Raw genomic sequence first — 19588 nt, 5'->3', positions numbered from 1 at the left:
TTTACTCCGTTGGTGCCGGCTCGCCGGCGGCGGCGGCCAGGGCAAGGCGGGCTTCGGGGGTTTCCTGGGGAAGGCGTTTCGCAGCGAGCCAGAGGAACACGAGCGCGATCGGGGCCAGGATGAGCAGGCTCAGCATACCGGCGGTCAGCGATCCGGTCACGGCGCTGACCTTGCCGGCCCAGTACGGGCCGGTGCCCGAGGCCACGACGATGGCGATCAGCGAATAGCAGGCGGCAGCGGAGCCGCGCATGCGCGGCAGGACGAGGTCCTGCACGAGGGCAGCGGTGGCTCCGCTCCACATCGCGCCGAAGACGCTGACCGAGGCGTAGGCGATGAGGAACAGGTCGACTTCGACCACCAGCAGCATGACGAGCACGCTGGGCAGGGTGCCGCAGATCGAGATGGCGGCCATGCCCAGCGGCGCACGGCGGTCGCGCTGCTTCCACTTGTCCGAGAGCCAGCCGCCGGCGATCACGCCGATCACCGCGCCGACAGTGTGGATCACGCCGAGCCGCAGGCCCAGTTCGCTGGGGCTCAGCGCATGGGTGCGCATTGCAAAAGGGGCGGCCCAGACATTGATGGCGCCGCCCACGCAGGCGATCAGCGCGGTGGCCGCCATGGCGTAGAGGAACGTGCGGTCGCCGAAGGTCAGTGCGAAGAGCGGCCGGTCGCGCAGCGACTGGATCTGCCCCCAGGTCACGACGACATAGGCGCCCACGCCGAAGGCGATCCACTGGGCGTAGTCTCCGGTCCACGCGACAAGCAACACAGCGGCAAAGCTGATTGCGGCCAGAATGACGAGATTGCGCCCTAGCGCTTGCGGTCCGCCTTCGCGGGCAACGGTTATCAGCGTGAACGGGGGCAGGGCGGCGGAAAACTCACGGACGATGACGCCGGTCGACTGCTGCGCCTTGCCGCTATTGCGTGCGGGCTCGCGGATGGTGAGCAGCAGCAGGGCAAGCGGGAAGCCGGGGATGCCGACAGCGAACAGCGCTGCTTTCCAGGCCGCCAGATCGCAGGCCCCGGCAATCGGAACCGCCGTGCACATGCTCGTCGACCAGTGCTCTAGGAAATAGCCGCCCACGGCCATCGCCAGAGCGCCGCCCAGGAACGTGCCGGCAAGATAGACGCCGAGCGCGAGGGCGCGGTTCTTCGGGGGGAAGACGTCCGCCAGAAGCGAATGCGAGCAGGGATTGGCGGCGGCCTCTCCCACGCCCACGCCGATGCGGGCGGCGGCGAGGGTCATGAAGTTGGGGGCGGCGCCCCCCAGAGCCGTCATGCCCGACCACAGCGCCAGACCGAAGGCCATGACCTTCTTGCGGCTGAGCCGGTCGGAAATGCCGCCCATGGCGACACCGACGATTGAATAGAAGATCGCGAAGGCCGTCCCGAGCAGGAAGCCGAGCTGCGCGTCGTCGAGCCGCAAATCCGCCTTGATCGCCTCGGCGAGGATCGAGACCACGAAGCGGTCGAGATAGTTCAGCAGGTTCGCCGAAGCGAGCAGGGCCAGGGCAAAATAGGCCGAGGCCGGGATCGATGCGGCTGCCGCCGTCACCGATGCCCGGGTTCCAGATGTTGTCGCCACGCCTTCTCCCCGGCGCTGTTGTCGTTCTTATCGTGTGGGCTGGCCGGCCTCAGTCGAGGCCGAGCAGCTTGCGGCAATTGCCGTTGATGATCTTCTTCACATCCTCTTCGGGCACGCCCTCGAAGTCGCGCAGGATGATCTGGCGCGATTTGGGGAAAGTCGTTTCCGAGTGCGGATAGTCCGAAGACCACATGATGTTCTTGCCGCCCGGCAGATCACGACACAGGATGCCCGTGCGGTCCTGGATGAACGAGCCGTAGACGTTGCGGTCCATGTAGTACGTCGGCGGTTCCTTGAGCGCGCTCTTGGTCCAGAAGCGCTGCTTTTCCCAGGTGCGGGTGATGTATTCGGTGTACCACGCGAACCAGCCAACGCCGCTTTCCATCGACCCGATCTTGAGGTCGGGGAAGCGGTCGAAGATGCAGTTGAAGATGAAGATGCCGATCGGTTCGGCCATCGCCAGCTTGCTCATCGGCATGTCGGGCAGGAAGAATTCGGCCTGTCCGAAACGCGGCACGCGGGCGCCGAGGTGGAAGGTGACGACTACGCCCTCGTCGCAGATCGTCTTCCAGAGCTTGTCGAACTCGGGGTTCGAATACTGCAGTTCGCCATGAGGATCGCCGGTGAGCGCCGCGACCTGGCCGGACTTCATGTTCTTGACGTTGGACGAGGTTTCCCATGCCTTCTTGTTCTGCGGGAAAGCGGGCAGGTTGATCGCGCGGAAGCCCTTGCGGGCGAGCCGCTTCACGTGTTCGCAGGTCTCGTCGATGTCGCGCATCGGCACATAGCCGACCGGATAGAGCCGGTCCGGGGCGACCGAGCAGAAATCGAGCACCCAGTTCTGATAGGCCTCGTAGCTGGCGAGGTAGAGCTCGTCGTCGGTCGTGCCGAGCGGTCCGCCACCGAACAGCAGCGCGGCGTCCATACCGTCCGCATCCATGTCGGCCAGGCGGGTGGCAGGCTCCCAGACCTTGCGCTGCTCTTCCAGGCGGCCCTTCATCTTGAAGTTCTGGCCGTCGCGGCCGGCCTGGTTGTTGATCATCATGAACGGGCGGCGATTGCCTTCGAAGCAGATGTAGTCGCCGTCTTCGGCGTGCTCGATGTAGGGTGCGCGATCCTTCAGGTGGGAGGGCAGGTAGTCCTTCCACATGTCGTGCGGTGGATCGATGTGGGCATCGGCATCAAAGATCGGGCCGTAATGCCACTCGGTAACCTGACCGTCCCGGATTGCTGGATCAGCCTCGCTCATCTTCCAGACTCCTCTCCTGCCGTTTTTCGGCAATTTCTAATAATTCGAAATAGTGAACTAAGTATCGCAATTAGGAACGACTCTGTCAAGGTCGGGACTCGTCCCGGAGCGCAGTCAGTCGCGCCGCAGGATCATCGCGCCGTATCCGTAGCCGCCGTTGGAAATGATGCAGGTCTTCGCATCGGCAACCTGCCGTCCGCCGCCCCGGCCCCAGAGCTGGACCGTGGCTTCGTGGATATGGCCGTAGCCATGGAAACGGCCGCCGGAGAGCTGCCCGCCGCCGGTATTGAGCGGCAGGTCTCCGTCCAGGGCGATACGCTGGCCGCCTTCGACGAAGCGGCAGGCCTCGCCGGGGGGCACCAGCCCGAGCGCCTCCATCCAGAGCCAGACGTGGATCGAGAAGCCGTCATAGATCTGCGCGCAGTCCATGTCGGCGGGCTTGAGATCGGTACGCGACCACAGCATCTCGCCGCATTTGTGTGCGGCGGGCATGGAGGTGAAGTCACCTTCGTAACGCCCGACCCACAGGCCGCCGACGGCCATGCCCATCGATTCGATGTGCAGCGGCGGGTTCTTGAGGTCCTTCGCCGCATCCTTGTGCGAGACCACTATCGCAGTCGAGCCGTCGATATGCGAGTCGCAGTCGAACAGCCGCAGCGGCGTGGAGATCACACGGCTGGCGAGATAGTCCTCCAGACTGAGCGGTTTGCGATAGACGGCGTTCTCGTTGTGCCCGGCATTGCGGCGGTTGTTCACCGCGATCATGCCGAGCTGCTCCTCGTTGGCGCCGTACTTCTCGAAATAGGCCTGCGCATAGAGCGCGAAGGTGTTGATCGGTGAGAGCGCATTGAACGGCACGGTCCAGGCGTTGTTGCCGTCCACCCGGCTGCGCGAACCGGACATCAGCGTCGAGGAGCGCGAGGCCATGCGCGCAGTCGCCTGAGCGACCGACCGGAACACGACGACATGACGCGCCAGCCCGCAAGCAATGGCGGTAATCGCGTTGAAGATCGGCGCCATGTGGCTGAAGCCTTCGGCCGACGCGAGAATCCACTTCGGATCGATGCCGAGCACGGCTGCCGCTTCGGAGGGGCTGACCGGGGCAATCCCCCCGCCTTCCGCCGACTTGCCGGGATAACAGGCGATGCCGTCGATGTCGGACACTTCGAGGCCGGCGTCGGCAATGGCAGCAAGGCAGGCATCGGCGGTGAGTTGCAGCGCGGTGCGCGAGGAAGGGCGTCCGACTTCGGACTGCGCCGCGCCGGTGATGCAGGCGAGCTTTTCGGGGTGCAGGGTCATGCCGCGCCTCCCGTTTCATCGGGGCGGAACATCGGCAGCCAGACGTCCTCGTGCTGTTCGAACGTCACGTTCACGGGCATGCCCACGCGCGCGGCATCGATGGGCGCCAGCAGGTTGGTGAAGACGTAGAGTTCCTTCTGCTCGGCCAGTTCGACCGCGGCATAGAGGAAAGGTACCTCCAGACCGGGAACCCAGGGTTCGCGGTTGATCGTGTAGCTGGCGACGCGACCCTTGCCGGACACCGGCTCGGGCGCAATGGCCTCGCTCCCACAGGATGAGCAGCGAGGGAAGGGGGGATGCTGATAGAGGCCGCAATCTCCGCAGCGCTGGATGCGCAGCACGCCATCGGCGCCACTGGTCCAGAAGAACGCGGTATCGGGTTCGAGTGCAGGCAGCTTGCGGGCAGGGGGTTTCGTCTCGCTCATCAGAATACCACTCCCTGCACCTTCAGGTCGACGATCTCCTCCTCGCTGTAGCCGAGGCTTTCCAGCACGGCGTCGCTGTGCGCGCCCAGTTCGGGCGAGCGGCTGGAGTTCATGGCCTGCCCGTCGAACAGCATGGGCAGGCCGACCATCGGGATCTCGGTGCCGTCGCCATAGTCCACGCGCTTGAGGTAGCCGTTGGCCTGTGCCTGCACGTCGTCCTTCATCTCGCCGACATCCTGCACGACGTCCCACTGGCCCTGCTGGCGCGAGAGGATGTCTTTCCACTCGGCCAGTGTCTTGCTGGCGAAGAGCGCTTTCACTTCGCCGTAGCAGGCATCGACGTTTTCGCGCCGGGCTTTCGCATCGGTAAAGCGCGGGTCGGAGGCGAGATCGGGCCGTCCGGCGACTTCGCAGAACGGAGCCCAATACTTGTCCGCCTGCAGCATGCAGAGCGCGAGGAAGCGTCCATCGGATGTGCGGTAGTTACTGACCAGCACATTATTGGGCTTGTTCGCCGGCGGCTTGGGAAACTTCTGCACGCTGTCCGCCGTTGCCTGACAGATATAGCGCTGCATCGACCACATGGCGGTGCCGAGCAACGAGACGTCGACCGTCGAAGCCTCGCCCGTGAGCGCGCGCTTGGCGATCGCGGCGCAAATCGCCCCCGAAAGCATCGAGCCGGACAGCGTGTCGCCAAAGGCCGGGCCGGGCGGGCCGACGGGCAGTTCGGCGCCGTCCCCGGTCAGCGAAGAGGATATGCCGCCGCGCGCCCAGAAAGTGATGGCATCGTAGCCGCCTTTCTCGCTTTCAGGGCCGGTGGGACCGACGGCGCTGCCGCTGGCGTAGATGATGTTCGGAAACCGGCCGCGGATCGTATCGGCGTCAATCTGCATCGACCGGCGGGCCGGCGGCAGCAGGTTGGTGAGAAAAACGTCTGCATCTTCGAGCAGTTTGTAGAGGACATCGCGCCCGGCCTGTTGTTTGAGATCGAGCGTGATCGAGCGCTTGCCCCGGTTGTAGCTTTCCCAGGAATAGTCGATGCGGCGGCCTTCCTCGTTGAGCCCGCCGATCTGGAGCCCGCGCAGCGGATCGCCGCTTGGCGGTTCAATCTTGATCACGTCCGCGCCGAGATCCGCCAGCATGCCCCCGCAAGCGGGCACGAAAGCCCACATGGCGACTTCGACGACTTTGATTCCTTCCAGCGGCTTGCCCATGGCGCTCCGGTCTCTCCCGTGTTTTTCGCTTTCCCGTCGTTTTCCGACAGCCCGAGACGACCATCGCATGACCGGAAAAATTCTCTATTGCGAAGGATGGACCGAAATGGCGAATTAGGTCAAGGCATAGTCAAGCGGTTGGATGTGGCGATTGCCGGATCCGTCGGAGAACCAGATAAGGAAAGGGAGAAGAATGTCTCAGGCACACACGAGCCGCGTTCCCGCGCAGCCCGATACGCGAGTTCCCGCCACGCTGGAGGAGGCGCTTGACCCGACATGGCTGGGCGGGGCCCTGGCCGGTGCAGCGGGCGGCAAGGCCGTGACCAGCGTCGAGCAGGTGGAAGTGATCCGCACGGTTGCCACCAAGGTGCGTTTCGCCGTCACTTTCGCTGATGGCGCAGTGGGCGACTTCTGCCTCAAGGGCTTGCTCGATGTCGATGAAATGACCGCACGCGGCGGCCCCACATGTGTGCTGGAAGCCGATTTTTACGGCAAGGTGGCACCGATCACGGAGGTGCGCGTGCCCGAGGCCGTTGCCACGGTAATCGACCGCGAGAAGCAGCAGGCCGTCACGATCATGCGCGATCTCATCGTCGAAGGTGCGACGTTCTGCTCCGCGCTCGACCCCTTCACGGCGGATGACGCGGTGCAGAGCCTCGAACAACTCTCGCGCCTTCACGCCAAAAGCGCGTTTCTCAAGGGTGCGGACTGGATCCGTCCGCGCGCGGCGGAACTGGCAAAAATGTCCTACGTCACGCCGGAGATGCTGCAGGAGCTGCTCGACGGGCCGCGTGGCGACAATCTGTCGCCCAAGGTGCGCAACGCGCAGAACGTGGCCGCCGCAATGAAGGCGCTGGCGGCGCGCGATGCGGAGCGCCCGGAATTCATGATCCATGGCGATGCCCATGCGGGAAACATCTTCCGCACGCCGGACGGCATGGGTCTGATCGACTGGCAACTGCTCCAGCGCGGGGGCTGGGCGCTCGACATCGCCTATCACCTCAATGCGGTGCTGCCGACCGAGATCGCCGAAATGGAAGAGCGCCGTCTTATGGGCGAGTACCTCGCGATGATGCGCGGACACGGCATGGCAATGCCCGATGAAGAGCAAGCCTGGGGGCAATACCGCGAGGCGGTGGCCTATGGTTTCTACCTCTGGTCGATCACCCGCCGCGTCGATCCGCCGATCACCAACCAGTTTGCCGACCGTCTCGGCAAGGCGGTGATGCGCCACGACAGCTTTGGCCTTCTGGGTGTGGTCTGACGCCAGCGAACCAAGGAAAAAGCCACGCCGGTTAAGGCGTGGCTTGAGGCTGGTCCTGAAAGGACCGGAATGCCCCCGCGCCACTCGGAAAAGCGCGGGGGTTCTTGTCTGGATCAGGTGCCGAAGTTGTACTTCAGACGCACACCGTACATGCGCGGCTGGCCGTAGGCGAAATCCTGGATGCCCGAGGATTCGTATCCGCCGCCTGAAGTCACCCGGTACTTTTCGTTGGTAATGTTGTTGGCGAACAGGCCGAGATCGAAGCCGGTGCCGCCAATGTCGTCGATACCTGCCGTCAGCGTGAGCAGGCTGTAGCTCGGGATCTTGTTGTTGCCGTCCACGAACTGCGAGGCCGTGTAGGCAAAAACGGCGCCGAGCTTGAGCACGCCGGCATCGCCAGCCGGGACGCTCAGATCACCCGAGAGGGTCAGCTTGTGCTTGGGCGAATAGGTGAGTGGGCCCCCCACGACGCCGCGGGGAATGATCTCTGCGAACGGGCTGTCCGCGCTGAGGGTCGGCGGGGTCAATTCCTTCAGCTTGGTGTCGAGGTAGGTGTAACCCGCGCCCAGACGCAGCATGTCGAACAGGGTTACACCCGAATCGACTTCGATACCCTTGATGACAGACTTACCGGCGTTGATCAGAGCCGCACCACCGGCAAGGCCACTGTCCGGCTTGGCCACGAGCGCGCCGAAGATCTGCTGGTCGCTGAAGTCGTTGTAGAAAGCGGCGATGTTGAAGTACCCGGGGGCAGAGCCGCGGAACGTCAGCTTGGCGCCGATTTCGTAGGAATCGACCTTTTCCGGACCCACCGTTTCGAGGCCGGGGTTGGTGAAGTTCACCGCGCCCTGGCGATAGCCACGTGCGTACTTGGCATAGACGAGCGTGTCCAAAGTCGGCTTGAAATCCAGGCCGATCAGCCATGTGGGCTTGTTGGTCTTTTGCGTGATTTTCGTGTTGCAGACGCCTTGACCATCCGCGAGCGGGTTATCGGTCGGGTGGTTGAGCACGTCGTTGCAAACCTGCTGAAGCGGAATCGTGCCGACCAGGGGGAACGTACCGAGCGTGTAGCGGGAGCTTTCAGAGTAACCGACGATTTTGTCGAAGGTCCAGCGGCCGCCGAGGGTCAGAGCCAGCTGATCGGTGAAGTTGTAGGTGCCCTGTGCGAAGATGCCGTGGTTGTCGAACGACATCTTGGTGCGCGATTGCGAAATAAGCGCTGCCGAACCACCCAGAGCAATCGGGATGCCGGGGATGGCCCCCGCCGGAAGAGTTACTGGAATGATACCGCCCGAGCAATCGAGCGTACCCGGATCGGCGCAGTTGCCGTAGATACCCGTGCGCTGCTGGTTCCAGCCGATCGGGCGGCTGAATTCGAGGTAGCCGCCGATGACGAAGTTGAACTTGCCGTCGAGCGTGCGGCCCTGGATCTGCAGTTCTTCGGTTGTGGTCGATTCGGCTGCAGCGTCGTATCCGGGCTGCGTGTCCAGCGTGATGTACTGGAAACGATCGCCGGGAGCGAGTCCGCCTTGGCTGGCGAAGTACTGGGTCGTCGGTGTATTCGGAACGAAGAAGTTGTCGCTGTAGAGCGAGAAACCGGCCTGCTCGCGATACTCACCATAGCTAAGGATGTTCTTGATGGTGATCATGTCGCTGGCTTGCCAGGTTGTCGTGTTGATGACCTGCCAGGTGCGCAGATAGATACGCGGATCGGGATTGGCGACTTCGACATCCAGCGGACCGTCGCCGCGGGCGGTTTGACGGTCGATCTGATCGCAGGCTGCGAGAGCGGTGTAGTAACGTGTCAGGCTGCCGCCGACGAATGGCGAGGCCGCATCGCGGTCGCAGCTTTCATAACGTGTGGCGTAACCGTTCGTATCCGACTCGGAGTAGTGGAAGATCGTGTAGTTCTCGAGTTCGGGCGTCAGGTCGGCAACTATGCTGAGACGGCCATAAGTGTAGTCGACGTTGTTATAGTCATCCGGGCCGATCCCCGAATGGTTCTTCATGTAACCGTCGCGCTTGTTGCGATCGACTGCGACACGAACCTTGAAAGTGTCGGCAAGCGGAACGTTGACCGCAGCCTGCACACGCTTCTGGTCATAGTTTCCGTAGGTGCCTTCCACATAGCCTTCGAGGAAGTCGCTGGGCTTGGTCGGAACGAGGAGGATCGAGCCGCCGGTCGTATTCCGGCCGAACAGGGTGCCTTGCGGACCTTTGAGAACCTGCACGTTCTGCAGGTCAGTGAACGAACCGGCGCCCACGCTGTTGCCGCTGGCGGTGCCGCCCTGCGCGCGCACGCCGACCACGTCGGCGAAGTACACACCCACCGTCGGGGCCGCTGCGGCATCCTGGTTGAAGCCGCGAATCGCGAAGGTTGCCTTTTCAGGGCCGTAACGCGTGTTGACGGACAGCGAGGGAGTATAAGTGGCAAGATCCGATGCCACGGCGACGTTGCGATCCTGCAACTGATCTTCGTTGTACACCGTCATCGAGATCGGGACGTCCTGCAGGCGTTCCTCGACGCGCCGGGCCGTAACGATGATTTCGCCGGGTGCCATCACCGATTCCTGCGCAACCGCAGGCATCGCCACCGAGGCGCCTGAAAAGGCGGCGCTCAGCAACAGCATGCATTTAAAATTCCTAGCAAGCATAGTTATTCTCTCCCTCCGGAAACCCTGTTCTCAAGTAAGGCAAGCAGAGTTGTCGGCGGCCGGTATTCCGGTCCGAAGGAGTTGGCTGGCTTGTAGAGATAGCGGGAAAGATTTCTTCCGGCTTTGCCGGGAATCCCCCATGCGCTTTCCCTTCGTGCCTCCTCTCACCCGACGTGTCTGTTGCCGACATCTTCGGTTTTTCTTTCGCCGCAGAGTACCGAACTCGTGTCCGGATGCAAGCAAAAGGAATGGCATTCTGTTCCTTATTGTGAATTCAGTATCGCATAATAGAATATTTCATGCAGCTGTGGCTGATCGGTGACACCTTTTCTGCAGCGTTTAGCCAATCATTTCTGAAAGCATGGCCAGAGTGCCTGCCCAGGCAATGCGGTGTGCCTTTGGATCATAGGCGATCCCCTCGGCTACACCGTCGTGATCGGGGTCGGTGAACGAGTGCTGTGCACGTGAAAACAGTGTGATCTGGTAGCTTGCTTGGGCCGCATCGAGCTCCGCGCGCAATGCATCGAGATCGGCCGCCGGAGCATAAGGGTCGCGCCCGCCGGACCAGACCGCAATTTCTGCGGAAACTTCGCCTTTGCGAGCTGGAGCATGGGTCGTCAGCAAACCGTGGTAGCTGCTGACGGAGGCTACTGCGGCACCGCTGCGCGCCAGTTCCAGGACACACTTGCCGCCGAAACAGTAGCCGATGGCCGCGACCCGTTTGGCATCGACGTCCCGCAGGTCGCACACGGCTTCGAAAAGGGCGACGACGCGATCCCGCAGGACGTCGGGTTGTTCCATCAAGGCCATGAAATGCTGCCCTGCCGCCTGAGGCGTCGAAAGGTCTGCCCCGATGCCGTACATGTCCATGCCGATAACCAGATAGCCGCAATCGGCCAGTTCGCGCATCGCTGCGTGAAAGCTCTTTGCCGGTCCGGTGGCGCCGGGGAACATCATGACGGTACCGCCATTATCGGCCTGCGGTCTTGCGATAGTACCCTGCAGCGCAACGTCGCCATGCATGAACCGGACCGGCTCGAAATCCGCCACTCTGTCCTCCTCTCGACACGTCTTCGCAATAGTGAATTATGATTCTGAAAAAGGAATGCATCGGGCGGTGGCGGATGTCAAAGCGGGAGTGTTGCAAGGTTTCGCCACAGCATGGCATGGCTGGCGTATGACGCAGGCCGACTTCCGGATGGATCGCCGTAAACGATGGGGCATTGCGGCTACGGTGCTACTGATTCACGTGGTGGTGGTTGCTGCCCTGATCCGCGCCTTCACGCCTGATTTCGCGACCGATGTCGTCCGCACGATGACGCAGGCTTTTACGGTTACTCCGGAACCGCCCGCTCCTGAGCCTGAGGCTTCGACGTCCCCGGAGCCCAGCGCCGCACTGCGGGATAAGGAGGGGGCGGCTGGCGCTGCGGGCAGGAAGGCGAAACCACGCGAAGTGGCCGCGCCGAAGGCCAAGGTTGTCGTGAAGCCTACCCAGGCGCCTCCCGTTGCGGGCGAAGGCGATGAGAACGCCTCTGGCGCCAAGACAGAAGGCGAGGGATCCGGTGCGAGCGGATCGGGGCTGGGAACCGGTGCCGGTGCAAGCGGCACGGGACAGGGCGGCGGAGGACAGGCCGCGCCGACGGTCAAGATCAAGGGCGATATCAATTCGGCAAAGGACTATCCGCGTTCAAGCCGTGATCGGCGAATCGGTGCCTCGGTGACCATCGACCTGACCGTGGGAACGGACGGGCGGGTAAAGGCCTGCCGCATCGTGCAGCCCAGTCCCGATCCCGTGGCAGACCGGATCACCTGTGAACTGGCGACGAAACGTTTTCGGTTCCGACCGGCGCTGGACAACGCAGGCAGGCCCATCGAGGCGGTCTACCGCTGGCGGCAGCGCTGGTTCTACTGAATGCAGCACACAGCAATGACGGAATTTGTCATGGGCTGTCGTTGCAATGCAGCAGGTCCACAGTATTACTCGGAATTGCCTGACGATTTCGCAATCGAATGAGGAATATGTCCAAGATTTACCCGGTCATCCTGTGCGGTGGTAGTGGCACGCGGCTTTGGCCGCGAAGTCGTGCGAGCAAGCCGAAGCCTTTCCTGCCGCTTGTGGGGGAAAGTACCCTGTTCGAGGCTGCCGTGTCCCGGTGTCCGGCGGAAAAGGGCTTTGCACCGCCCGTGGTAGTGACAGGCCACAAGCACCTCGATCATGTCGAGGAGCAACTCGGTTCGGGTGAGGGCGGCCAGATTCTCGTGGAGCCCGTCGCGCGCAACACGGCGGCGGCCATAGCCCTCGCGGCCTGCCGGCTGCCCGAGGATGCCGTTATGCTCGTCTGTCCGAGCGACCACCACATCGGCAATCCGCACGCTTTTGCTGATGCTGCACTGGCGGCAGCGGACCTCGCTAGGGAAGGCTGGCTTGTTTCTTTCGGCATCGAGGCCACTGCCCCGGAAACCGGTTTTGGCTATCTCAAGCGCGGTGAAGCGATCGGAGCGAAGGGGTTCCGGACCGCCCAGTTCGTCGAAAAGCCCGACCTTGAGACTGCAAAGGGATTCCTCGCTGAAGGCATCTACGCCTGGAACGGCGGCATCTTTGCATTCCGGGTGAAGGACTTCCTGAATGAACTGCAGATGCATCGCCCGCAGATCGCCTCGGTTGTAGCGGAAGCTGTGGCCAAGGGCCGTGAGGAAGGGCGCCGCTTCCACCCGGACGCGGACACGTTTGCATCGGTCGAGAGCGACTCGGTCGACTACGCGGTGATGGAAAACACGCAGCATGCCGCGATGGTGCCTGCGGACATGAACTGGTCCGATATCGGCAACTGGCATGCCCTGCACGAAGCGCTGGCGCGCGACGAAAACGGAAACTCCGTGCGCGGCTCAGGCAAGACCGAAATGGTCGATTGCCGCAACGTGCTCGTCGACAGCGATGGCCCGCGGGTGTCCGTGATCGGTCTGGAGGATGTCATTGTCGTGGTGGATGGCGACGACATCATGATCACCACGGTCGCCGGCGTGCAGAAGGTCGGCAAGCTCGACGGGGCGGCCAATCAGTGACGGAGGCGCCGTGATGGCCGCTCTGCCCATTCGCCAGGTGGAAAAGCCCTGGGGCAAGGACGTGCTCCCGGCGCCGTTCGCCGCGCCCGAAGGCACACGCATCGGCGAGATCTGGTTCGAGCCGCCGCCGGAACTGCCCGAACTTCTGGTGAAGTACATCTTCACCAGCGAGAAACTGTCGGTGCAGGTCCATCCGTCCGATGCGCAGACCCTCGCCAGGGGCATAGGCCGGCAGGGCAAGGAGGAGTGCTGGCTGATTGTGGCTGCTGAGCCCGGTGCAACGCTGGGCATCGGCTTCGACACCGCGATCGGTGAGGACGAACTGCGCGCGGCCGCCCTGGATGGCTCCATCGAAGACCTGATGACGTGGCATGCGGTCAAGCCGGGGGACTTTTTCTACATTCCGGCCAACACCGTGCACGCCATCGGCGCCGGGGTGAGCCTGATCGAGGTGCAGCAGAACTCCGACATTACCTACCGCCTGTTCGACTATGGCCGGCCGCGCGAACTGCATCTGGAAGAGGGCATGGCCGTCGCGCAAGGTGAGCCCTACGATCTCGGTTCATGGAACAAGGCCGTTCCGTCCCGAGGGTCGCACGTGTTGGTCGATGGGCCGCTGTTCCTGCTCGATCAGATCGAGGGTGAGCCGCCCGCGGAAACGGCAGCGCGCTTCCCAGAGGCTCTGCTCGTCATTCCGCGTGAGGGGGATGTGATCGTGGCCGGCGAGACAATCGCTCCCGGCGGTTGCGCTCTGGCGCATGCCTTGAACGATGTCGTTTTCGGCGATGAAACCGTGTGCCTTCTGGCAAGGGGCTGTCCAGCCTGATCCACTGGTGCGATAAGAGCCACCATGATTGCCCAGACCATCCAGCTCGCGCTCGCACCGGTGTTCATGCTGGTGGCGATCGGCAATATCCTCAATCTGCTGACGGCTCGCCTCAGCCGTGTGGTCGACAGGGCTCGCGCGCTTCAGGAGAAGTATGCCGGAACCGACGGCGCCGAGCATGACATGGTCGTGCTGGAAATCCGCACGGTCGACCGGCGTATCCGGCTGATCGGGCAGGCCATGCGCCTGCTGGTCCTGAGCGCACTGTTCATCGGCACAACGGTGTTCCTGCTTTTTCTGGAGGAATTGCTCGGCGCCGAAGTGCGGGTCATCGCGGCGGGGACATTCATCGCCGCCCTGTCCCTGCTGATGGTGGGGTTGGTGCTGTTCCTGCGCGAAACGCAGGTTGCGGCGGCTTCCTTGCGTATTCCGCGCGACTATCTGGAGCTCGATCGCCAGATCTGAGTGGCAAGAACATCGCTGCAGCGGCGCCTTTGCTCCTTGTGATTGCCTAATTCCGCCTCGCCTCTAGGCTGCCGGGCCGAGAGGGAGGATCAGCCGTGACGCAAGCAAGACCGCAGACGCAGGCCGATGAGTGGTCGCAGGGCTGGACGCTGGTCCTGGCATCGGCGGTGGGGTTTTCCTTCTTTTCGGTGCTGCTCTCCGCCGTCGGTCTGTTCATGGAGCCGCTGAACAAGGAATTCGGCTGGGACAAGTCGCTGCTGTCTGCCGGTCCGGCGATTGCGACAGGTGTGACCGCGCTGCTTTCGCCCTTTTACGGAGCGCTGATCGATCGTCTCGGCTCGCGTCGGTTGGCTCTGCCGGGCATCGTCATCACCATGGCGGGCACGGCGATGTTCGGCCTGGCTAACGGCAGCAGTACGCAATGGCTGCTGTTGTGGGCGTTGTTCGGACTCATACTCACTTCGATCAAATCGACGATCTGGACCACCGCTGTTGCCGGCGTGTTCGAAAAGGGGCGCGGTTTGGCGCTCGGCATCGTGGTCGCAGGCACTGCCATTGCCCAGACGGTCGTGCCGCCACTGGGTAACTGGCTGATCGCGACGACGGGGTGGCGCGGGGCGTTTTTCTGGCTGGGCGCGGGCTGGGGCGCTTTGTCGCTGCTGCTGTGCTGGCTGTTCCTCTACGATGCGCATGACCGCCATGCGCGTGCTGCGGCGAGCCGGGGGGAAAAGGCTGGAAAGCGCGGCAGCACGTTCCTGCCAGGGCTCACGAAGGCGCAAGCCTGGCGCACGCCAGCGCTTTGGATGGTGGCGGTATCCACCTTCATCGTCATGCTGCTCACCATCGGCCTCGGCATCCACCTGTTCCCCATTCTCACCGAAAGCGGCATTCCGCGCGAAACGGCGGCATGGATCATGTCGCTGGGCGGCATTGCCGGGGTCGTCGGCAAGCTGACGACCGGGTTCCTGCTCGACCGGTTCCGGCCGAACTGGATCGGCGGCCTGACCATGGGTGTGACGGCGGTGACCTTCTTCATGCTCGACCGGTTTATCGAGTCTACCCCGGCGGTCATCGTGGCAGTTCTGATCAACGGCTATGCGGCCGGCACCAAGATGCAGATCTGCGCCTTCCTTACCGTGGGCTATGCCGGCATGCGCAATTTCGGGGCGATCTACGGCCTGATGTCGGCGCTGGTCGCTCTGGCATCGGGGCTGGGGCCGTTCGTCGCGGGCTACATCTACGACAACATGGGCGGCTACGGCCCGTTCCTGTGGTTCGGCGTGGTTGGCTGCACCGTTGGCGGCGCGCTCCTGTTCCTGCTGCCGCCTTATCCACGGTGGGAAGACGAGATCGAAGCCGAGGCCTTTTCCTGAGGTTGCGAGCCCTGTAACGCGGCTGTCATCGTGGCGGCAGCGAAGGTGAAGGGTGCATGTGCGGCATAACCGGCTGGTACAGACGCGGCGGCAGACCGGTACCGCGCGACGCCATTGCCCGCGCTTGCGACACCATCGTCCATCGCGGTCCCGACGATAGCGGTATCCACATCGATGGCGACATCGGGCTGGGGCATCGCCGCCTCTCGATCGTCGATCTGGAAGGCGGGCACCAGCCGATGTTCTCGGTCGACGGCCGCTGGGCCATCGTTTTCAATGGCGAGGTTTACAACTTCCCCGACCTGCGCGCGGAACTGGAAGCCTGGGGCTGGAAGTTCTCCACCCACGGCGATACCGAGACGATCCTCGCCGCCTATGTGCGCTGGGGCGACGAGGCCTGGCCGAAACTGGAAGGCATGTACGGCCTTGCCATCTGGGACGCGAAGGAGCGCCGTCTGGTGCTCGCGCGCGATCCGCTGGGGATCAAGCCGATCTATTACACCCTGCAGCAGGGCGGGATCGCCTTCGGTTCGGAAATCCGCACGCTGCGGGCGATGTATTCGGCCGATGGCGGGGCGCTGGAATTTACAGTCTGCGAGCGCGGTGTGCATGACTTCTTCATGTTCGGGCACGTGCAGAAGCCGCGCTCGATCTGGAACGAGGTGAAGACGCTGCCCCCCGGCCACGTGCTCCATATCGGGCCGAAGGGTGAGCCGGACATCCGCCAGTTCTGGCGTCCCGCATTCAAGGTCACCGAGGGTCTGTCCGAGGCCGAGTGGATCGAGCAGACGCAGACTTGGGTATCCGAAACGACGAAGCGCCATATGCTGGCGGACGTGACGGTCGGCGCGTTCCTGTCGGGCGGTGTGGATTCCAGCGCCATTGTCGCGTCGATGGCCCGTCATGCCACGGCGCCGGTCAAGGCCTTCACCATGGGCTTTCCCGGGACCGCTATCGACGAGACCGAGGCGGCCGCGCGCATTGCGATGCACCTTGGTTGCGAGCACATCACTCTGCCGCTCCAGCCGCAGGACGCTGGGATCATGCTGCCCGAAGTCCAGCGCAGCCATGACGAGCCCTGCGCCGCCACAGCTGCGGTGCCCGTATGGCACCTCTCGAAGCTCGCGGCCGAGCATGTGAAGGTCGTGCTCTGCGGCGAGGGTTCGGACGAAATCTTCGCCGGCTACAAGCGCCAGCGCACCGCGCTCGCCGCAGCGCGCACCGCACCCTTCCTGCGTATGCTCGAACCGGTGCTGGCGGCCATCGACCATGTGCCGGGCATGGGCAGTAAGCGGCTCAACTACCTGCGCCAGAACGCGCGGCGGTTCCGGCAATCGGCGATGCTGGAAAACAACTACCAGCGCTTCTTTCAGGGCACGCAGATTTCCACGCCATGGGTGCGCGAGGACCTGTACGAGCCCGGCTTCCATGCGCGGCAGGAAAGCGATCATCCCTTTGCCGATCTGGAGCGCGAATATTTCGGCGAACCCGGCGCGCGCGATCTCGATCCGCTGGCGCAGTTCATGCTGGCGGACCTGACCGTCCACATGCCCGCTTCGCTGCTCAACCGCACCGACCGCGGCTCGATGGCGCATTCGCTGGAAGCGCGAGTGCCGTTCCTCAGCCACAAGCTGGTCGACTGGGCGCTGACAATGCCGCGCGACATGAAGCTGCGCGGCAAGGTCGGCAAATATGCCCTTAGAAAGGCGGTGGAACCCTGGCTCTTCCCCGGCGCGCTCGACGAGCGCAAGCTCGGCTTCCAGCTGCCCTTCGCCGAATGGTTCAGCGGTGGCTTTGCCAGCTTCGCGCAGGAGGCATGGACCTCCAGCGGCGCGTCGAAGAGCGGTTATCTGCGGCAGGATGCGGTAGAGAAGCTGTTCGCCGAACATGCTGCCGGCCTCGCCAATCACGGTCGTATCCTCTACGCGATCGCCATGTTCTCCTGCTGGTGGGACCAGACTTTCGATGCTCGTTGATCTTCAGAACAACCCCAAAGCGCTTGCCGGCAGGCAGTTCGACGTCTGCGTGATCGGCGCTGGCGCGGCCGGCGTGACGCTCGCGCGCGAGCTGATGCGCGCGGGCCATCAGGTGTGCCTTGCCGAAAGCGGCGGCATGGACTTCGAGGAGAAGACGCAGGCGCTATACGATGGCGCGAATATCGGCCACGATTACTATCCGCTCGAGGAATCGCGTCTGCGCTTCTTCGGCGGCACGGTTTCGATCTGGGGCGGGCGCTGCGCGTTGCTCGACGAGATCGATTTCGCCAAGCGCAGCTGGGTGCCGCACTCGGGCTGGCCGATCACGCGCGATGACGTCATCCCCTACTGGCGCAAGGCGCAGGACATTTTCGAGATCGGCCCGTTCGAATGGGACGATGCCTATCGGCTCTGCGGCATTCCCGATCAGGGCTTCGACCCGGAAAAGCTCGCGACCGACCTCTGGCGCTTCGACGAGGCGACCGAGCGTTTCGCACAAGCCCGCACGAAGGACCTGATCGACGCGCCCAACCTCACCATCGTGCTCCACGCCAATGCCACGCATGTGCAGGCGAGCGCCAACGGTGCCGAGATCGAGCATGTCGAGGTGAAGGCGCTCACCGGCCAATCGGCGCGGCTGAGGGCGAAACACTACGTCCTTGCCTGCGGTGCCATCGAGAATGTGCGGCTGATGATGGCTTCGGACGACGTGATCGCCGGCGGCCTCGGCAATGCGCACGACCAGCTCGGCCGCTTCTTCATGGAGCACCCGACCGGTCGCATCGGCAAGGTCGAGACATCGCGCCCGTTCGACTTGTGGGCCGCCTACCAGAAGCGCTTCATGAAGTCCGGGCCGCCGCTGGCGCCGGTGCTGCGCCTGTCCGACGCGGTGCAGGAAGCCGAAGGGGCAATGAACTCGATCGTCACCTTCAAGCTGCAGCGCCCGCCGGAAAAGGGTGTGGCGCTGGGCAACAAGCTATACGGCACGATCAAGCACTCGCTGCACCCGAACCGCACTGGGCGCAGGCTCGATCATATCTACCGCGGCGTGCGGGCCTGGTTTCACAAGGCCGTGCGCGAGAAGGTGGAGGCGGCCATGGCCAATGCCGGTATGACCGGCCTCTACATGATCATCCGCGGCGAGCAGGCGCCCAACCCGGACAGCCGCATCGTCCTCTCATCCACGCGCAATGCGCTGGGCGAGCGGCAGGCGGACCTGGACTGGCAGCTCGACGGGCTCGACAAGCACACCGCCCGCGTCTTCGCCCGCGTCTTCGGCGAGGAACTGCAGCGCATGGGGCAGGGGCACGTAACACCCACCGAATGGATCGCCGAGGCAGGCAACGACTGGCCGGTCGATCCCACCGTCGGCAACCATCCCATCGCCGGCTACCACCACATGGGCGGCACGCGTATGAGCGACGATCCGAAGGCCGGCGTGGTCGATGCACATTGCCGGGTGCATGGGCTTGCGAACCTGTACGTTGCGGGCAGCTCGGTGTTCGCGACGGCAGGCTGGGCGAACCCGACGTTTACGCTGGTGGCGCTGGCGCTGCGGCTGGCGGAACGGCTGGACGGGGAATTGAAGGCGGGGTGAGATTGAGTATATTGAGTCCAGAATACGTGTGCTGTTGATGGAGCATGTTCATGTTGCCTGATTGGCTTCCTGTTAATCCGAACCTTAACTACATAAATGAAATGCAGGATCGGATCGCCGAAACAGCCCAACGTGAAGCGCGTCAGCGCCGCACTTTAGCAGATGCGGCTAGTTTTTCTCTCCAAGCTGCTCAATACGCAGTTGAATCGCTTATAGAACAAATGGCATGGTTCGAGGAGCGGTTGGAAGCGGATCAGGAAATCGCACTTTACATTGTCGGTGGGCCAGCGGGTGTGAGCTTTTTCCCGACTTCAGTGATTCCGATAAACCCGGATAAAGTGGCGTTTCGTGGCGAAGATCAGGACGGAAGACCATTTGCGATTATTCAACATGTGTCACAACTGAATTTTGCAATGCAGGCAGCTCGAGTGGCACCTGAGGAAAAACCGCGTAGGATTGGGTTTCATCATCCGGAAGAAGAATAAAGCATATTTCTTACAATAAGAGCCAAGTTGGCTAGGATGATGTTAGCCTAGAGCGGTTTTCGACCGTTCTGAATCGGCATGGGATTCCCTTTGGTCACGATTTCTGATTCAGA

The 19588-nt window shown here is 63.1% G+C and carries 16 protein-coding genes; 9 read left to right on the top strand and 7 right to left on the bottom strand.

What is annotated here, in order from left to right; genetic code table 11:
* Position 1: 1 nt before the first annotated feature.
* From IEX64_RS18910 to IEX64_RS18890, 5 genes are all read right to left on the bottom strand, one after another.
* Positions 2 to 1585 (bottom strand): MFS transporter, encoded by a 1584-nt coding sequence (locus IEX64_RS18910; RefSeq protein ID WP_188822161.1) that lies wholly within the window; start codon positions 1583 to 1585, stop codon positions 2 to 4.
* Positions 1586 to 1634: 49 nt separating this feature from the next.
* Positions 1635 to 2834: an amidohydrolase family protein gene (locus IEX64_RS18905; RefSeq protein WP_188822159.1), complete on the bottom strand. Its 1200-nt coding sequence runs from the start codon at positions 2832 to 2834 to the stop codon at positions 1635 to 1637.
* 114 nt (positions 2835 to 2948) lie between these two features.
* A complete protein-coding gene (locus IEX64_RS18900) occupies positions 2949 to 4133 on the bottom strand; it encodes a thiolase family protein (RefSeq protein ID WP_188822157.1) in 1185 nt (394 codons plus the stop codon).
* Entirely contained in the window at positions 4130 to 4558 is a 429-nt protein-coding gene (locus tag IEX64_RS18895) for a Zn-ribbon domain-containing OB-fold protein (RefSeq protein ID WP_188822154.1), read from the bottom strand. The genes IEX64_RS18900 and IEX64_RS18895 overlap by 4 nt, the downstream gene beginning before the upstream one ends.
* Positions 4558 to 5772, bottom strand: coding sequence for a CaiB/BaiF CoA transferase family protein (locus IEX64_RS18890; RefSeq protein ID WP_188822152.1), 1215 nt, complete (start codon positions 5770 to 5772; stop codon positions 4558 to 4560). Before IEX64_RS18890 ends, IEX64_RS18895 begins: the two co-directional genes overlap by 1 nt.
* Positions 5773 to 5965: 193 nt before the next feature.
* Here IEX64_RS18890 and IEX64_RS18885 point away from each other — a divergent pair, with 193 nt between their 5' ends.
* Positions 5966 to 7036 (top strand): phosphotransferase, encoded by a 1071-nt coding sequence (locus IEX64_RS18885; protein ID WP_188822150.1) that lies wholly within the window; start codon positions 5966 to 5968, stop codon positions 7034 to 7036.
* A gap of 113 nt (positions 7037 to 7149) precedes the next feature.
* Here IEX64_RS18885 and IEX64_RS18880 read toward each other — a convergent pair whose 3' ends face one another.
* Both IEX64_RS18880 and IEX64_RS18875 read right to left on the bottom strand, forming a co-directional pair.
* Entirely contained in the window at positions 7150 to 9666 is a 2517-nt protein-coding gene (locus IEX64_RS18880) for a TonB-dependent receptor (protein WP_229710576.1), read from the bottom strand.
* A 363-nt stretch (positions 9667 to 10029) separates the two neighbouring features.
* Complete coding sequence (locus IEX64_RS18875) at positions 10030 to 10740, bottom strand: dienelactone hydrolase family protein (protein WP_229710575.1); 711 nt, start codon at positions 10738 to 10740, stop codon at positions 10030 to 10032.
* Between the two features lie 67 nt (positions 10741 to 10807).
* Between IEX64_RS18875 and IEX64_RS18870 the strand changes: the two genes are divergently transcribed.
* The 8 genes from IEX64_RS18870 to IEX64_RS18835 all read left to right on the top strand — a co-directional run bounded on the left by IEX64_RS18870 (position 10808) and on the right by IEX64_RS18835 (position 19475).
* Complete coding sequence (locus IEX64_RS18870) at positions 10808 to 11602, top strand: energy transducer TonB (protein ID WP_229710574.1); 795 nt, start codon at positions 10808 to 10810, stop codon at positions 11600 to 11602.
* A 107-nt stretch (positions 11603 to 11709) separates the two neighbouring features.
* Positions 11710 to 12753, top strand: coding sequence for a mannose-1-phosphate guanylyltransferase (locus IEX64_RS18865; RefSeq protein ID WP_188822146.1), 1044 nt, complete (start codon positions 11710 to 11712; stop codon positions 12751 to 12753).
* A 10-nt stretch (positions 12754 to 12763) separates the two neighbouring features.
* Entirely contained in the window at positions 12764 to 13579 is an 816-nt protein-coding gene (locus IEX64_RS18860) for a class I mannose-6-phosphate isomerase (RefSeq protein ID WP_188822143.1), read from the top strand.
* Positions 13580 to 13603: 24 nt separating this feature from the next.
* On the top strand, positions 13604 to 14044 hold the full coding sequence (locus IEX64_RS18855) for a DUF2721 domain-containing protein (protein ID WP_188822141.1): 441 nt from the start codon (positions 13604 to 13606) through the stop codon (positions 14042 to 14044).
* Positions 14045 to 14139: 95 nt separating this feature from the next.
* A complete protein-coding gene (locus tag IEX64_RS18850; protein WP_229710573.1) occupies positions 14140 to 15417 on the top strand; it encodes an MFS transporter in 1278 nt (425 codons plus the stop codon).
* A gap of 56 nt (positions 15418 to 15473) precedes the next feature.
* Complete coding sequence (gene asnB / locus IEX64_RS18845) at positions 15474 to 17393, top strand: asparagine synthase (glutamine-hydrolyzing) (RefSeq protein WP_188822139.1); 1920 nt, start codon at positions 15474 to 15476, stop codon at positions 17391 to 17393.
* Positions 17383 to 18990, top strand: a complete 1608-nt coding sequence (locus tag IEX64_RS18840; protein ID WP_188822137.1) for an FAD-dependent oxidoreductase — start codon at positions 17383 to 17385, stop codon at positions 18988 to 18990. The genes asnB and IEX64_RS18840 overlap by 11 nt, the downstream gene beginning before the upstream one ends.
* Positions 18991 to 19040: 50 nt before the next feature.
* Positions 19041 to 19475, top strand: coding sequence for a DUF6173 family protein (locus IEX64_RS18835; protein WP_188822135.1), 435 nt, complete (start codon positions 19041 to 19043; stop codon positions 19473 to 19475).
* The last annotated feature ends 113 nt before the right edge of the window (positions 19476 to 19588 follow it).

It is taken from the genome of Novosphingobium indicum (genome assembly GCF_014645195.1).
Classification (GTDB): domain Bacteria; phylum Pseudomonadota; class Alphaproteobacteria; order Sphingomonadales; family Sphingomonadaceae; genus Novosphingobium; species Novosphingobium indicum.
The sequence above is the reverse complement of the archived record's forward strand: the minus strand, read 5'-3'. Positions and strand labels throughout refer to the sequence as shown.

Coding starts and splice junctions, on each gene's coding strand:
- IEX64_RS18890 (WP_188822152.1), bottom strand. CDS start 5,772: ATGGGCAAGCCGCTGGAAGGAATCAAAGTCGTCGAAGTCGCCATGTGG.
- IEX64_RS18865 (WP_188822146.1), top strand. CDS start 11,710: ATGTCCAAGATTTACCCGGTCATCCTGTGCGGTGGTAGTGGCACGCGG.
- IEX64_RS18895 (WP_188822154.1), bottom strand. CDS start 4,558: ATGAGCGAGACGAAACCCCCTGCCCGCAAGCTGCCTGCACTCGAACCC.
- IEX64_RS18885 (WP_188822150.1), top strand. CDS start 5,966: ATGTCTCAGGCACACACGAGCCGCGTTCCCGCGCAGCCCGATACGCGA.
- IEX64_RS18840 (WP_188822137.1), top strand. CDS start 17,383: ATGCTCGTTGATCTTCAGAACAACCCCAAAGCGCTTGCCGGCAGGCAG.
- IEX64_RS18855 (WP_188822141.1), top strand. CDS start 13,604: ATGATTGCCCAGACCATCCAGCTCGCGCTCGCACCGGTGTTCATGCTG.
- IEX64_RS18900 (WP_188822157.1), bottom strand. CDS start 4,133: ATGACCCTGCACCCCGAAAAGCTCGCCTGCATCACCGGCGCGGCGCAG.
- IEX64_RS18835 (WP_188822135.1), top strand. CDS start 19,041: ATGTTGCCTGATTGGCTTCCTGTTAATCCGAACCTTAACTACATAAAT.
- asnB (WP_188822139.1), top strand. CDS start 15,474: ATGTGCGGCATAACCGGCTGGTACAGACGCGGCGGCAGACCGGTACCG.
- IEX64_RS18905 (WP_188822159.1), bottom strand. CDS start 2,834: ATGAGCGAGGCTGATCCAGCAATCCGGGACGGTCAGGTTACCGAGTGG.
- IEX64_RS18880 (WP_229710576.1), bottom strand. CDS start 9,666: ATGCTGTTGCTGAGCGCCGCCTTTTCAGGCGCCTCGGTGGCGATGCCT.